Source organism: Methylobacter sp. Wu1 (assembly GCF_036553575.1).
Classification (GTDB): Bacteria; Pseudomonadota; Gammaproteobacteria; order Methylococcales; family Methylomonadaceae; genus Methylobacter.
The window spans coordinates 1-15,280 of sequence record NZ_JAZHOC010000068.1; the positions used below are offsets into that span (position 1 = coordinate 1).

Annotated in this window: 14 protein-coding genes; 6 read left to right on the forward strand and 8 right to left on the reverse strand. The window is 51.1% G+C overall.

Features of this window, described 5'->3' with window-relative positions:
* Nucleotides 1–213 precede the first annotated feature (213 nt).
* Complete coding sequence (locus tag V2P20_RS15010) at nucleotides 214–954, reverse strand: TSUP family transporter (RefSeq protein ID WP_331819691.1); 741 nt, start codon at nucleotides 952–954, stop codon at nucleotides 214–216.
* Between the two features lie 688 nt (nucleotides 955–1,642).
* Nucleotides 1,643–2,332, reverse strand: a complete 690-nt coding sequence (locus V2P20_RS15015) for a hypothetical protein (RefSeq protein WP_331819693.1) — start codon at nucleotides 2,330–2,332, stop codon at nucleotides 1,643–1,645.
* Between the two features lie 99 nt (nucleotides 2,333–2,431).
* On the opposite strand from V2P20_RS15015, the gene V2P20_RS15020 reads away from it, so the two are divergent.
* The 4 genes from V2P20_RS15020 to V2P20_RS15035 all read left to right on the forward strand — a co-directional run bounded on the left by V2P20_RS15020 (nucleotide 2,432) and on the right by V2P20_RS15035 (nucleotide 8,813).
* On the forward strand, nucleotides 2,432–4,588 hold the full coding sequence (locus V2P20_RS15020) for a glycogen debranching N-terminal domain-containing protein (RefSeq protein ID WP_331819695.1): 2,157 nt from the start codon (nucleotides 2,432–2,434) through the stop codon (nucleotides 4,586–4,588).
* Nucleotides 4,589–5,119: 531 nt separating this feature from the next.
* Nucleotides 5,120–7,300: a S8 family serine peptidase gene (locus tag V2P20_RS15025; protein WP_331819697.1), complete on the forward strand. Its 2,181-nt coding sequence runs from the start codon at nucleotides 5,120–5,122 to the stop codon at nucleotides 7,298–7,300.
* A gap of 20 nt (nucleotides 7,301–7,320) precedes the next feature.
* Nucleotides 7,321–7,980 carry a hypothetical protein gene (locus V2P20_RS15030; protein WP_331819699.1) on the forward strand — a complete coding sequence of 220 codons (660 nt, stop codon included), beginning with the start codon at nucleotides 7,321–7,323 and terminating at the stop codon, nucleotides 7,978–7,980.
* A gap of 182 nt (nucleotides 7,981–8,162) precedes the next feature.
* Nucleotides 8,163–8,813 carry a hypothetical protein gene (locus V2P20_RS15035; RefSeq protein WP_331819701.1) on the forward strand — a complete coding sequence of 217 codons (651 nt, stop codon included), beginning with the start codon at nucleotides 8,163–8,165 and terminating at the stop codon, nucleotides 8,811–8,813.
* A gap of 220 nt (nucleotides 8,814–9,033) precedes the next feature.
* Here the strand turns inward: V2P20_RS15035 and V2P20_RS15040 are convergent, their stop codons facing one another.
* Nucleotides 9,034–9,642, reverse strand: a complete 609-nt coding sequence (locus V2P20_RS15040) for a nitroreductase family protein (protein WP_331819703.1) — start codon at nucleotides 9,640–9,642, stop codon at nucleotides 9,034–9,036.
* 11 nt (nucleotides 9,643–9,653) lie between these two features.
* The gene (locus tag V2P20_RS15045) at nucleotides 9,654–10,352 is read right to left on the reverse strand and encodes a pirin family protein (RefSeq protein WP_331819705.1); all 699 of its coding nucleotides are present in this window, start codon (nucleotides 10,350–10,352) and stop codon (nucleotides 9,654–9,656) included.
* 394 nt (nucleotides 10,353–10,746) lie between these two features.
* Here V2P20_RS15045 and V2P20_RS15050 point away from each other — a divergent pair, with 394 nt between their 5' ends.
* Nucleotides 10,747–11,007: a hypothetical protein gene (locus tag V2P20_RS15050; protein WP_331819707.1), complete on the forward strand. Its 261-nt coding sequence runs from the start codon at nucleotides 10,747–10,749 to the stop codon at nucleotides 11,005–11,007.
* A gap of 222 nt (nucleotides 11,008–11,229) precedes the next feature.
* Here the strand turns inward: V2P20_RS15050 and V2P20_RS15055 are convergent, their stop codons facing one another.
* The 4 genes from V2P20_RS15055 to V2P20_RS15070 all read right to left on the reverse strand — a co-directional run bounded on the left by V2P20_RS15055 (nucleotide 11,230) and on the right by V2P20_RS15070 (nucleotide 13,319).
* Nucleotides 11,230–11,436 carry a hypothetical protein gene (locus V2P20_RS15055; RefSeq protein WP_331819709.1) on the reverse strand — a complete coding sequence of 69 codons (207 nt, stop codon included), beginning with the start codon at nucleotides 11,434–11,436 and terminating at the stop codon, nucleotides 11,230–11,232.
* Nucleotides 11,437–11,443: 7 nt separating this feature from the next.
* Nucleotides 11,444–11,782 (reverse strand): hypothetical protein, encoded by a 339-nt coding sequence (locus tag V2P20_RS15060; protein WP_331819711.1) that lies wholly within the window; start codon nucleotides 11,780–11,782, stop codon nucleotides 11,444–11,446.
* 32 nt (nucleotides 11,783–11,814) lie between these two features.
* Entirely contained in the window at nucleotides 11,815–12,204 is a 390-nt protein-coding gene (locus V2P20_RS15065) for a hypothetical protein (protein WP_331819713.1), read from the reverse strand.
* A 617-nt stretch (nucleotides 12,205–12,821) separates the two neighbouring features.
* Nucleotides 12,822–13,319: a hypothetical protein gene (locus tag V2P20_RS15070; RefSeq protein ID WP_331819715.1), complete on the reverse strand. Its 498-nt coding sequence runs from the start codon at nucleotides 13,317–13,319 to the stop codon at nucleotides 12,822–12,824.
* A 592-nt stretch (nucleotides 13,320–13,911) separates the two neighbouring features.
* On the opposite strand from V2P20_RS15070, the gene V2P20_RS15075 reads away from it, so the two are divergent.
* Complete coding sequence (locus tag V2P20_RS15075) at nucleotides 13,912–15,177, forward strand: hypothetical protein (RefSeq protein ID WP_331819717.1); 1,266 nt, start codon at nucleotides 13,912–13,914, stop codon at nucleotides 15,175–15,177.
* Nucleotides 15,178–15,280 lie beyond the last annotated feature (103 nt).

Sequence of the window (15,280 nt, forward strand, 5' to 3'; positions counted from 1 at the left end):
AAGCGGCAACCGGGCGGCCTTTTCTTTGGTTACTTTCTTTTGGCCGCGCAAAAGAAAGTAACTCGCCTTCGGGTGCGATAAACCCGATTAAATAAAACCGTCGCGCTAGCGACACTTTATTAAAACGCTCTAACTTCAACTAACTGCGTAACATCAGTTAACAACTCATAAGCAGGATGCTCTCTTCAGACAGCAAGCCTTTCTGGGATCGTTTCAGATCCATAAGTTCCACAATCCCAAAGCGCTGACAATTACAAGGCCGCCGCCAATCCAGCGCTTAAACAGCAAGTCATTGCGCATAATGGCGTCATGCGCTTTCAGCCCCAGCATATGTCCGACAGCGGCAATCGGTATCAGCGTCAGCGCAGCCAGAAAATGTAAATCAACCGACAGGGCGACAAAGGTCGTCATTTTGATGCTGACCAGGATAAACCATAGTACAAACAAGGTATCACGCAATTGCTCCCTGCTGACATTGCACATGTATACGGCCACCATTAAAGGGGCTCCGGTCAGAGACGTTCCGGCGATATAGCCGCCTAAGACCAACAGCAGCTTGTCCACCCAGTTCCGGCGGCTTTCAATGGCGCGGTTGAACAGCCATGTCAAACCATAAAACAAGGTGATCGAATAAATGAACACGTTCAGCCACAAGGTCGGCAGGTTCACTAATCCGAATACGCCTATGATGGCCGGGGGAATAATGTAAATCGAAGACTGCCGCAAATACCGCCAGTCGACATTATGCAGGCGGGTACGCAATGTTAAACCGGAAAAAAACAGTAAATGCGTACTGATGATAGGCAGCCATAAGAGGGGATCATTGTGTACGAACAGCATCAGCGGCAAACCTAATGCGGCGCCGCCGAAACCCAGGCCAGTCCTTACAAAACCGGCCCAGACGAACAATACGGCGATGACCAGCGTTTGATCAAGCGAGAAATCGAGTAACATAGTTCAAAAATTTTAAAACGGCGCTCAACAAGTACCGGTTTTCAGTGTCCGCTTTATCAATCTTTTTATTTCTCGGATAATTCACGGCCATTCAGATCGCGCTAGTTTAGCAAGAAGTGGACCAGAATAATACTGACAGTCTCAGTTCGGCCATAAGCACTCTGTCAACAAAGTCGCTTCTTTTTAAAATTATAAACTGACGTTACGCATGGGCCGTTTTTATCCTGCTGGCCGCGCTGGCGACAGATTGTGAAACCGATCTTCATTCCACTCTCAGCACCTTGTCACCTGAATAGTGATGCGTGTGTAGGTGTGAATTCACTTGTGCCCCTTGCGGGTATTCGCACTGCTAGGCCGGCGCACAGGCGTTTGTCCTGGTCGAATGAATTCGACCCTACAACGGCGTGGCATCAGTTATAAAATTTGATTTAACGTTTAAAATATACAGGACTTACGCAAGGCTGTGGGGGCGACTTTAGTCGCCTATTCAGATAAAAAGGCGACTGAAGTCGCCCCCACAGGTTTTAAAACCGCTTGTTTCGGCGGTTGAACAAGCAAACTGTGTAAGCCCTGCCCTATATTTAAGTCTTTCCTTCGAATACTTTCATAGCCTTGTCTGCGAGCTCAAAAAACAGTCCGCTATACGTAAATGTTGGGCTGCATCCTCACCCCAGCTATCTGACTTGGTTTATTCCCGATAAACAGGCTCTTGAGGGTAACCTTGTTGTTGCGGGTAGCCTGGCAGTTGAGGATAGCCTTGTTGCTGGGGGTAATATCCTGGCTGTTGCGGGTAGCCTTGTTGCTGGGGGTAATATTCTGGCTGTTGCGGGTAGCCTTGCTGCTGCGGATAACCTTGTTGGGGCTGTTGATAACCATAAGGCCTGGTCGGCGGCAGTCTGCTGCCCGTGATAACTTTTTTCAGGTAGCCTTTTTGCTGCATGCAGCTATCGATTTGATTTGCCGGAATCAAGGCCTTGGTCGCTACATCGATAAGGATACTCATCATATCCTGGCTTGCCGGGCCTTCATCAGCGGCGCTGGCCTGATCTTCGCAGTCCGCCGTTTCACTGGGATCGGCAAGATAGCCGTCGCGATCAACCCATATTGTTCTTTGCTTAGGTGCGGCATAGGCAGATGTTAATCCAGCCGAGACCATAACGGTTAACAGCAGACCTGCTGCTTTTAAATAATGACCACGGTGTAGAATGGGTGCATGATTCTTAGAAATCAAATTCATGGTGAGCTCTTTATGTTTAAACCAAAACAGTAATTTTCCGGCTAATAGCTGAAGTACAGATAGAACATAGTATAAATCAACGGGTTCGGGATGTCCTATTGCCAAATCCAAATAATGTAGCGGTGTATTCTTTAGGTCCATTTCTTACATTCCAATAAAAAAATGCCCGGGCGGGCGACATGAACCTGCCTGAATCCTCCAGGTCCAATTGCATATATTCCTCTTTGTGGAGACAGTTCAATGGCTCTGGAAATCACGGTCGGCCCTCCCGTCATCACCATCAATTATGGCAATACCTTCCTGGTCTCCGAATTCGACGGTTCAATCACGAATGCTTCCGACCAGGGTCTCTATTCCCGGGATACCCGCTACATCAGCCACTATCAACTCTACATCGATGGCCAGCCGTGGACCCTCCTGAACTCAGCAGAGGTCACTTATTACGCGTCGCGGACCTATCTCGTGAATCCCAGGGTTGTCACGGAGCATGGCGAAATTGCGCCGGCAATCCTGGGGCTCGCTTTGAGCCGCGTCATAGCTGAAGGGCTGCACGAGGACATCGATATCCGGAACTACAGTTGCCAGCCTTTGCACTTCAATCTCGAAATCCTGATCCGCTCCGATTTTGCCGATATCTTCGAAGTCAAAGCCAAGGAATTTACGCGCAGGGGACACATCGAAACCGAATGGAAGAGCGATTCCCAGCAGTTGGTCACCCGCTATTCCCACGACGATTTTCAGAGATCTTTCATCGTGAGGATGGAGCACGGTACCTCAAAGGCCATATACGGCAACGGCCGCATCAATTTCGTGGTGGATCTCCCGCCCGGCGGCAACTGGCATACCTGCTGCAAATACGAGATCCTCGAAGACGGCTTCCTCCATGCGGCGCCAAAGGAATGCGCCCATGCGCTTTATCGGTCCCAAACCGCCCACAATCTCTCGCGCTGGAAGCAGGTCACTACCCAGATCACCACTTCGAACGAAGATTTTTATCGGCTGTATCGGCAATCCGTCGAAGACATGGCGGCGCTGCGCCTGCCCCGTGGCGGTGAGCATCGGCACGAGATACTCGCGGCGGCCGGAGTGCCCTGGTTTGTCAGTGTTTTTGGCCGTGACAGCCTGATCGTGAGCCTGCAGAACCTGATCGTATATCCGGATTTCGCCCGCGGTACGCTGCAGCGTCTGGCGGATCTTCAGGCGACCGAAATCGACGATTACCGGGACGCCGAGCCCGGCAAGATGCCCCACGAGCTTCGCTCCGGCGAGTTGGCCCATTTCAGGCGCATACCGCACACGCCTTATTACGGCACGGCCGATGCGACCATCCTGTATCTGATCGCGCTGCATGAAGCCTGGAAATGGCTGGGCGATGACCTGCTTTTCCCCCATTACGAAGACGTGGTATGGCGGTGCCTGGAGTGGATCGATCATTACGGCGACCGCGACGGTGACGGCTTCCAGGAATATCAGACCCGTTCCGCGCGCGGCTACGAAAACATGGGCTGGAAGGACGCCGGCGATGCCGTGGTTTATCCGGACGGCTCGCTGGTCAAAGGCCCGAAAGCCTTGTGCGAGCTTCAAGGCTATGTTTTCGATGCCAAGCTTCGGACCGCGGAGGGAACTGAATACTTCGGCCATGCCGAGCAGGCCGCACGGCTGCGGAAAGAAGCCGCCGAACTGCAGCTACGCTTTGAGGAGCAGTTCTGGTGCGAGGATCTCGGCTACTACGCCTATGCCCTGGATGGCGACAAGCGGCAAGTCATGACGATCGCCTCCAATCCCGGCCATCTGCTCTGGAGCGGCATCGTGCGGCCGGACCGCGCCGAACAGGTGGTCCGGCGGCTGCTCAAGCCCGACCTGTGGAGCGGCTGGGGCATTCGCACGCTCTCCGAGAGAAACCCGGCCTACAACCCGTTCTCTTATCAAAATGGTTCGGTGTGGCCGCACGACAACGGGATCATCGCCATGGGCTTCAAGCGCTACGGATTTGCGAAAGAAGTGGGGATGATTGCCCGCGATATCAGCGAAGCCGCCAGTCACTTCAGATTCCATCGCCTGCCGGAACTGTACGCGGGCATCCGGCGGAGGTCCGGGACTTTCCCGGTCCAGTATCTCGGCGCCAATGTGCCTCAGGCTTGGGCCGCGGGCAGCGTATTCCATCTGATTCGCGCCATCCTGGGGCTCGACGCCGACGCCCACAAGAAGACGCTCTATATCGATCCGGCGCTGCCCGACTGGCTGCCGGATATCACCCTTCGCCAGCTGCGGGTGGGCCAGGCAACCGTCGATATCCGCTTTTGGCGCGAAGGGGAAGCGACCCGGCATGACGTACTTGCCGTCACGGGCGATCTGAAGGTGGAAGCGCGCGGAACGCCCGGCGTGAAAAAAGATTGAACCCACTGCGTGCACCCCGGTACTTGTGCGCATGAACCGAGCGTCCTCAGGGCGGATCATCGAGCCGTTGTTTTCAATGCTCATGCAAGCGCCTCTGTTTTTGCGTGTTAATCAATCGTTAACTCTATACAAACAATAAAAGAACGCTAGACGATCCATTAGTTACTTTTTCTAACTAATAAAGCCTGCTCCGCGTACTGGAGGCAGCAGCCATTCATGTCACCAGCCACCATTTCGATCATGTCATACGCTCAATATGGAGATCGAACTGCCCCTAGGGATTACGTGCTTTCTTTCAAATCAGTGGGATAACACAGCATAGCCACATAATTGACCGGCATAAACGTAAAATTCTTGACCTTAAAAATTGTGCAGGCTGAAATCATATGTTAGAGTGCGCCCCCTGCTGCGTACCTTACTGACTAGGCTGGTTTCTTCCGGCCTGCTGGCTGTTCTGGTTTTCTCGCCGCATCTCATACTGGCTAGTATGGAAATTTAAGACTTTATTTTAATGGAATAATAAAAATAACCATGTTTGGACCAAAAACAACAGCCATATTGGCGCTGCCTACTTTGCTTGCGACGCCTATTGCCTTTGGCGCTCAATCCGACCCTGCCGACTATGCAAGATTGCTCAACGAAGCGCATTCCAAAGGTGCGGTTCGCGTCTTGGTGACGCTGGATAACTCGGTAACGCTGGAAAGAATGAAAAATGACCTGGCATCCGTAAACGCGGAAACAGAAGCGAAAGCGGAAGCCTTGTTAGCAGAACTGGGGCAAGACGCGATGACGTCGGGATATTGGAACAACGGCATCGGCCAAGTGGGGGTCTATGTCAATGCAAAAGGTCTTGGCATTCTGGCGAACAGCACTAACGCGATAGATTTCTCGCCTGATGTCACGCAGGCCTACCGGATTCGGGCTTATGGCGCCGATGGCAGCCTCGACGCCATCGAATCCATTATCAATGAAAAAGGCTTTGCCGTTGTTGAAGTGTTTCTGAACATCGATGAAGGCGACTACGATATCGACAGAAACGGCAAGACCGTGTTCAGGCCTTCACCGGAACTGTCAGACCAGATCGCCAGGCGCCTGAATAATATCAATGCGCATCCTGTTGCCCGGACCTTCAAAAACTATGACGCCAGTCCGTCCCGGGCGCCTGCGCCCAGCCCGAGTTTTCGGGCGAGAATTGACAAAAATGCGTTTTATGAACTGCGTGAAAGCGAGGACGTAAGGACAATCAGGCCGATAGGCTTTGTTGATGCCCGTCCGGCCCAATGGCCGGCTGATGTACTGAAATCCGCACAAGCCGACGGATCGACCGAGGTTATCATTACACTGCGCGGCGGCGCCATTTTTTCCGCAAAGGCCGGCTTCATGTCGCCCAAAGCGTTAAAGGCTCAAGCCGACGCCAATCAGCGAGCCTTTGATGATATATTAGCCGATGCCGATACATCGTCAACGTCCGCAACTGTGGCAAGCTATGCCGCAACCGGGGCTATTCATGCACGTGTTCCATACGACGTCTTAGCGCGGTTGTATAAAAATGCCGATCCTAGAATTCTCAGCATCGAATTGAACCAACCTGCCGCCGAGGCAATGCTGACCAACAGCACCGGATTAATGAATATGCAATCGGCATGGAACGCCGGGTATCGCGCTGCCGGGCAGAAAATTATCGTCGTGGACACTGGCATACGAAAAAATCACGAACTCTTCAAGATGAATGGCGCGACCAAGGTCACCTATGAGGCTTGCTTCGGCACGGATAGCAGTGATGGTTATCGTTCGATCTGCCCTAGCAAGGATGTCAAGGGCGACAGCCCATTAGGCCTGGCCGGCTCTGGAGAGCCGTATGCAGACGTGACAACCTGCGCTTCTTTGGCCTCAGACAAAATCGATTATCATGACTGTTCGCACGGCACGCATGTCGCAGGCATCGCGGCAGGCCGCCAAAGCCCTTATATTTCGCCATCGAGCCTTCAAGGCGTTGCACCCGACGCTGAATTGATCTCAGCTCAAGTGTTTTCGTATGATAAAACGAACTTAAAGGCAACAGCATATAGTGGAGATGTTCTTGCAGCCCTCGAAGCCGTATTATCGGCCACAACGCCCGACACGAACAATCCTTATGTGGTCAACATGAGCATCGGCAGCAAGCAAACTTTTTCTGGGGATTGTGGTACGCTTACGGATGTTAATGGAATTTATGAGAGTATCAAGAATGCTATCCAAAACCTGACTTCTCGAGGAGTTCCGGTTGTGGTCGCGACAGGGAACAACGGGAGTAGCGATGGAAAAAGCGGAAGCCGTAATGGAATCAGTTGGCCAGCCTGTGTCCCTCATACAATCAAGGTAAGCTCGGTTGCCAGCGATGCAAACGGTACAACTCTCGCTGAATTCGCGAACATTGGCAACCCGGCTAGCTTCACCGGACCAATTTTGTTGGTTCCAGGCGGCGGCATAGGAACAGAGGTAAAATCCGCGGACCGCGCTTCGACAACCGCCACCAAATGGATGCAGGGCACATCGCAGGCGGCCCCGCATACGGCAGGCGTGTATGCTGCCATCAAGGCTGCCATTCCCGGCATCAGCGTCGCGGATGCCACAGCCTGGATCGTTACCACGGGCAGCATTCCTGTCACCTATAATTTACCAGCCCCCGTCAATACCCAAACTTATCGGCGGATTCGTATCCCCAATTTCTAACAGTATCCGGAGACATGATAATGAAACACTTTATCCGACACGCGCTATTGCTTGGCGCATCCACAGCCTGTCTGCTAGGAGCCCCCTTTTCGCAGGCCGAAACCGGGGCTCCGGAACTTAAGCCCATAGGGACCATGCAATATACGGAAAATACTAGGGAATTTTCGGAACCGGGACGGTATTGTTTCCCACAAACGACCCGGCGGGGCAAACTCGACAAGACCTTTCTGGATTACCATTTGCTCATAGCGCCGGAAGACCACTTAAAGACCGGGGACGTATTCGTCGGCTTTCGCCGCAATAGCCAGCCTGATGCATTATGGCTATACAATGGTTCTACATGGGTTGCTGCTGACGATAACCAGTACCCATACCACAAGGCCTTTATACCTTTTTCAACACTGGAGCCGATCATACCGACGAGCATTTCCACTTCAGGCCCGGTAGATGTGACCGAGTTTGCCGGAGACGGGGAGATATGGGTAGGTTATGGGTTAAGGAAGGACGCGGAGGCGACCGAAGAGGATTCGTTTCAGGACATGATCAGCAGCCAGCGCTATTACCGGGTGTGGCAAATAGGCGGCTCCGATGCGGAGGCGAAGGAATCAACTATTTGCCTACCTATTAGCCAAATGACGGTGACTACAGGTTATATGGAGATTATAGCTACGGAGAAATAAGAAGCAATCTTCTATTTCCAGAATTGCAAGTAATCAACAAATCGTCCCAATAACAATGACAAATTTGCAGAAGCAGTCTCAACCAGCCGAGCGGCTGATTTTTTGAAGGCTGCTTCCCAAGCGGGCCGGAGTTTGCACCTCAGGCCCGCCCCAATTTCTAATAGTATTCGGAGATATAAATAATGAAATGCTTTATCCGACACGTGCTATTGCTCGGTGCATCCGCGGGCTGTCTGCTGGGCGCCTCTCTTTTACAGGCTGATGACATCGTCAAAACCACGGAGTTCTCGAAACCGGGGCAATATTGCTTCGATCAAACTTCCCTACGAGGCAAATTCGACAAAACCATCCTGGAGCACCATTTGATCATACCGTCGGAAGACCACTTCAAGACCGGGGATGTGTTTGTCGGCTTTCGCCGCAGCAGCCAACCCGATGCTTTATGGTTGACGAATGGTTCTACATGGCGTGCTTATGACGACAATGAATTCCCGTATATGCCTTTTAAAGAAAATATAAAATTGGAGCCGGTGATCAAGGCTGAAGTTTTTTACGTCCCGAAGGATGTGACCGAGTATGTAGGGGATGGGGAGATATGGGTAGGCTATGGCGTGAGGAAAGATGAAACGGAAACCAGAGAGGATTCCTTTCAGGACATGATCAACAGCCAGCGTTATTACCGGGTTTGGCGAATAGGCGATCTAGTAGTGGACGGCCTGAATCCAAAAATCTGCCTGACTACTACAAAGATGACGGAGAGTATATTGGTAATCGGTATCTCCCCGATAAAAGAAGGCGAGGGCGAGCCCGTTCCGGCAGTACCGGAACAGTAGTTAACCAGGTCCAGGCAACTTTCTGCGTGGACCGCGGCATCAGATATAAAACCGTCGGTATACGCGGAGAAACGGCCTGGCATGACGTACTCGCTGTCACGGGTGAACTGAAAGTGGAAACGCCCGGCGTAAAAGAAGCCTGAACACGCGTCAGGATCAATCGCTTTCCTTTTGGCCGCTCAAATCAGCTTTATCCTCCATATCGGAGCCCAGTGATTCGCTATTTGCCGATCTCGGTCGATTCAGCCCAAGCGTTCTCGAAAACAAAGGCGCTGATTGGACGCCGCGAGCGCGGCGTGCGGTCCCGCTCCTGAAGCGCCTCCGGAAGATTGCCGCCGTCGCCCAGATAGCCTATGGCGATTGCGGTCAGAGGCTCAGCCCCTTCGGGTACCCCGTACAGCTCGCGCACCCGCTCCGGGACGATACCGATCATCTGGTGAACGAACAGCCCGCGGGCCGTGGCTTCTACGCACAGATTCCCCGCCGCGAGGCCGAGATCATGCAGCGCCGCCTTATTCGGCTTGCCGTTTCTCAGAAACGCGAGCATCGCAACACCGATGAGGAGAACGGGCGCATGCTGCGCCCACACCTGGTTGCCCTCGACCAGACAGGACAGAAGCTTCGCAAACGCTTCCGGCTGCGACCGGCGCGCCAGCAGGTAGCGCCAAGGCTGCTCGTTGTAGGAGGACGGCGCCCAGCGCACGGCCTCGAGGATGGCGAGCAGGTCTTCCGTAGCGACGTCCCGGTCGGCGAAACCGTAAGGGCTCCATCTCTTCGCCAATGATTCTTCGATCGGGTAGTCGGTATGGGCCTCTTTGTCTTGGGTCATCGTCGTCACTCCTATCCAAGGTCAAACACCAGCAGTTCGGCCTCACTGTCGGCCGTTATCTCCACCTTTGGCTCATCGCTGAAGGCGGCGCCGTCCCCTTCCTGCAGGGAAAGGCCGTTCAGGCGAATGCGGCCGCGGATCACCTGCACCCAGGCATGGCGTCCCCCGGCAAGCTCATGGGTCACGGACTGACCGTTTTCCAAGACGGCGGCATACAGCTCCGCGTCCTGATGCATGCGCAAGGAGCCGTCCCGGCCGTCCGGGGAGACAATCAGCCGCAGGCCATTGCGCCGCGCCTCGACCGGGAAGTGGCGCTGCTCATAGGCCGGCGCGAGCCCCTGCTCGTCGGGAAGAATCCAGATCTGGAGGAAATGAACGAGGTCTTCGCTCGAAGGATTGTACTCGCTGTGCGTGACTCCGGTGCCCGCGCGCATGAGCTGAACGTCCCCGGGGCGGATCACCGAACCGTTGCCCAGGCTGTCCCGATGCTCTAGCGCACCGTCCAGCACGTAGCTGATGATCTCCATATCCCGGTGCGAATGGGTGCCGAATCCCTGCCCCGGTTGGACCCGATCCTCGTTGATGACCCGCAGCGACCGAAAGCCCTGGTGTTGCGGATCGTAATACTGGCCGAAAGAGAACGTGTGATAGCTCTCCAGCCAACTAAGACGGGAGCGCCCTCGCTCGCCAGCTTTCCGGATCTGAATCATCGCCAGCCCTCCGCTTGGTGAACCAATTGACTGATAGACTCCGAACCGGCAAAAATTATCCATCATGTATTTGGGGATTGCTGTAGATAGAGTTACGGGCAAATAACGTTGGGAACGCTCGCTTCCTGGAAAGACAATCGGGCCATTTCGAAAGATGGATACTTGGCCGAGAAGCAGTCATTCAAAGCCGCACGGCAACGGACCGAACAGAGGGCGGTCAATGTCATGTGCGAAGGTTTTAAAGAGATGCAGGGAATGATAGAAAGTTTTTCGTAGATGAATAAAACCATCTACATCTAAGTCTAATCGCTTGAGCATTCAAAGCCATCTCGAAAAAATGTTCAAACTTTATCTCAAAGATTAATAATTACTAATAAAACCGAGGAGATCTAGAATGAAAAAACGTCTGTTAGCAATGACTGCATTGGCTTTAGCCGCCTTAATGCCATCCCTATCAATCGCTGGCGAATCAGATAGTTGCAAAGGTTGTCATAATGGTTCGGTTTCTCCAAGCTTTGACACTTTAAAAAGTAAATACAAAACTGTTGATGAATTAGTCGCAGCTGCTAAAAATTCTAAAAATGACATGATGAAACCCGTCCAAGCCAATGAGGCCAAATTAAAAGCCGCTGCCGAAGAAATCATGAAACAATAGGCTGAATCAGCCAGCCTGATAAATCATAAAAACGGATATAAACTTAAAGGGTTTTTGAAAAATCTGTGCTGTAGCGCGACGGGGTTTACAACCCCGTTGCTTACCTTGCCTTTCGTAAAGCCAGCAATGGTCAACTGCACGAAACGTTACAGACGGGGCAACAAGCCCCGTCCGGCTTTAGCAATCTATGCGTCTCCTTCACGGCAATTACCCAGATATTAGTTACTCATAGGGTGGAAGGTTAAGCACATTAACTGCCAATTTGTTATAAGCTGCTTCAAGATTTTCAGCAGCTCTTTGTCGCTCCTCCAATAGTTCGTACTCCTCTGGTTCGGCGTCGCCGCTCTGTACAGCCTCTTGAAGAGCGCGAATTTCAGCGGCAACAGCTTGAATGGAAACAATTAATGCTTCAGTGCTGATCTCTGGCATGCTCACCTTACATTGAATTGATTTTTGCCAATTGACATTGACGAACAACCGCAGCCCGTGCCATGTTATTCAGATAACCTTTCATTGTGGGGATGGTCATTCTGGTTTTGCACTCAATTTGATAATGATAACCCTTTAAATCCGGGTTGTAAGGGCTGGTTTTTTCTTTTTGATCTTTTCGAATCACCAGCTCGCCGCTATATTCCGTGCCTTCTGGAATCCAGAAGTCGTGATTTGGAAACCAATGTGGAACATTGTGTAAGGACGTTCCGCCTCCGGGCAGGACCTCCGGCTCACTTTGACCTGTTACAACATCTCCGCGTAACGGCTTCGTCCAGCACTGCATTCAGCGGCCTGCCCGCTGAATGCCTTGTCAAGCTATAGATACTCATATACCGTAGTTACAGTTACCTTATTACTATCATTTTCTTCAAACTCAATTTCTATATCCCCTCTTTTAAAATGGTTCCGGGATGCCTGATCAAATTTATTTTCAATCAAGTATTTGTCCATTACATTTCGCTCAAATAAACAATGCAACTGTATGATTGCGGGCTTTGGTCCATCTGCTGAACTATAAATAAACCGGGGATCGTTTTCACAGTACCTGGATAGTTGGGATAATTCATTAGGGGTTAATAGGTAGTAATCTAAACTAACTCTGCCATATTCACGGCTCTCTGAAAAAGAAACCAGCGCACCATAAACTACAATTAACACCAAGATGATAAAACCAACAGGTGCGTTCGCAACAGCAATTCTTCCCACTTTGAGGTATTGCTGTCAGGGCTCTTGTTCTCCTGCATGCGCCCGAATGTGATGCATTCCGAGAGCTTCTTCGGTGTTGAAGCGCTGACCGCATCGGCCGCACTTGTGTTTGAAATCCCCTTCCGGGGGAACAAATTCCCCGCCGCATATATTTCGGTGTTCCCTGAGGTCATCCCTATTGTCGAACACCGCCCCGCATTGCGGACATGCCATCTGTGCCATGACTAGCCTCCTTTGTGATGTTTTGTGAACCCTGAGGGTTCTCAGGTTTGCATTTCTTTACAGTCGCCCGACAAATTATTGTCCAGGTCCGGTTAACATATGTCCTTTTACAGTTTACTGTCAAGGATGAGCTTGAGCGCCAGATTTTCTAAACGGTTTAACTACATTTTATGCATGAAACGGGCCGGGATAATTCCAAAGCCACATTTTGAATGACCGAAATATCGCCCTGAAACGACATTTAAAAACGTTATGCATAGGCGGCTTAGGATCGAACTGAGGCGGCCGCTATCAGGCTCAATCTAAACCAGCATTTAGAAATGCCAGATCAAATCCAGGTTTTTTCAAACAATCATTCATTTGCATTTTGCCCCGAAATAAAGAGTATTCACCTCTCATGTTGCGCGACGCACCAGATAAAGCTGTTTATGGCCGCCTTTACTGTATTTTTCCGCCACCCATTTGGCTGAACTCTCAAGATGAAAGCGCTTCATTTCAATTTCATTGGCATTGTCATCTATCCTGTAAAGCACGAACTTTGGTTCCGACAAAAATTCCGTAACCCAGCGCATGTCTTTTCCAGTGATATTTAATAGCTCGCATACATAGGTCAAAACAAGGCCGGGATCTTCTTCGTGACTGTGAACCTGAGCTATTACGCCCGGTTCTTTGTTGCTTTTTGATGCAACCCCTCGCATGAATACTTCTTTGCCGTCGATAGAAATATATGCCCGGTAGCAATTTCCCAAACCATGTTCTGTATATTCCTCAAAACACTGTCCGATGCGTGCTTCAATTTCCTCAACAGATAATGGCAGTTCAGCCAGTTTCAGAGGACTGGCCTCTTCGCTTTTCGTCCATTGTTCAATATTGATGATTCTGACTGTTTTCATATTGCAACATAGCGATTTGCTCGTATAAGCCGTTGACGTTTAGTGCGAATACTAGCAAGGGGCACAAGTAAATTCGCCCCTACGAGGACATATTCATATGATGAAGTTATGGGTTGAAGATCGGTTTAGCAACCTGCCGCTACCACAGCAAACGAGATAAAAAACAGCCCGTACCTAACATCACAGTTAATCAATTCAGAAAGCCACTATTAAATAACCGCGATACTCTCTGGATGGCCTGAGTGACTATGCTTCATCAGCTCCATCACTTTAGCCCATAAAACTTTGATCCGAAATATAACGAAGGCATTAATTCCGGCACATTCACAAGCATGGCAAACTTTTGCACGATGCCGGCAGACCATTGCGTAGTTTTGCTTAGGTATTTGCGCCGATTTTAATGTTGAAAGACAAGGGATAATAATCCCAATACAGTACACAAAGCTGACCCGTCAGAACGGAAAGTGGGCAATCGGGGAGTTAGGACTATCTCACGAATTCTGGAACTTGCCGGTTGATTCAATAGAAACCGAATAACAACGGCAAGAAACAGACAAGCGAAAATCGCTTCACATGCCTTTGGGGTAAGACTATGAACAACCAACAACGCATAGGCTATTCCTCACTTGCGAAGATATTAAGGTTGATAATTCTCGTAGTGATCTGCAACACAACAGCGGCTATTAACTTCCCGGCACACGCTGCGGATGCCGAGCCGACGCTCAATAACATAGAATGCCTGTTCAACTGGGCGCAAACATTCTATCCCAATCTGTTTTCACCGCCGGTTTCAGGCACGCAGTCTTCTTCGCCCTACACCTACCGTCATTATACGGGCACCAATGCTTATCTGGGCGTTTCTTCCGCCGACAACCATGTATATTACCTGAGGCCGGACGGTACCTTGCAGGATGTGGGCGATTTATCGACCTGGCTGGGAACGTCGGGATGCGGGGAAAGGCCTTATCCGGTCATATTCATTCATGGCATAGCGTCTTCTGCAGAAACTTGGGTGCTCTTTAGAGACTACCTGATAAGCAATGGCCTTTGGACATTCGGCGGCATCCCCGCTTACGATCCGGCCACCGGAACAGCCAGCATTACCTGCCCGTCCGCTGTTGAGTGCACAGGCGATGCCGGTGATTTCTATACGCTGAATTTCACTGATAATCAGGGTTTGTCCCTCGATGCGCAAGGGGGCGAACTGGCTGCAGTCATCAAAGCGGTCCTGGATGCAAATCCCGGCAAGACCAAGGTTCTTCTGGTGAGCCACAGCATGGGGGCGCTTGCAGCCAGGGAATACCTGCAAGGCTTGGCGCGAGAGTCAAATGCCGCAGCGACAATACCTTATCGAAAAGATGTCGCGAAACTCATTACCGTTGGGGCGCCGCACCAGGGAAGCTTCTGGGCCGAAGCGTGCAATGACACCAGTATTGGTATTCCCGATATTACCGGCAGCGTCAGCATTTGCGATCTGGTATCTACAGATATAGACCCGAACAGTGTGGCAATCGAAGATTTAAAGCCGAACAGTTCCGCTTTGAACATTCTTAACAATTTAACGGCGCATCCCCTGCCGCCCGATGTGGCCTATGTTTCGATCATTGCAACGGGTCAGTCCACTCTGGTCGGTTTAATTGATTTCAAAGACGGGGATGGCATCGTGTCGGACACTGACCAGGATCTGAAGACTGTGGCAAAAACTCTTCCACAGCAGAAATCGGTCAGGATTGCGGTTCCTTTCCGGGAATGCGGCAATAAAATAGATGTCCCTACTATCGGAGAAATAGGCGAAACCCATACCTGTGAAACGACAGATATTGGCGTAGGGGGAGAAATTTTGAAGAATTTACAATAGGCCGGGACTTACGTGGCTTCTGTTCAACCGCCGAAACAAGCGATTTTAAAACCTGTGGGGGCGACTTCAGTCGCCTTTTTATCTGAATAGGCGACTGAAGTCG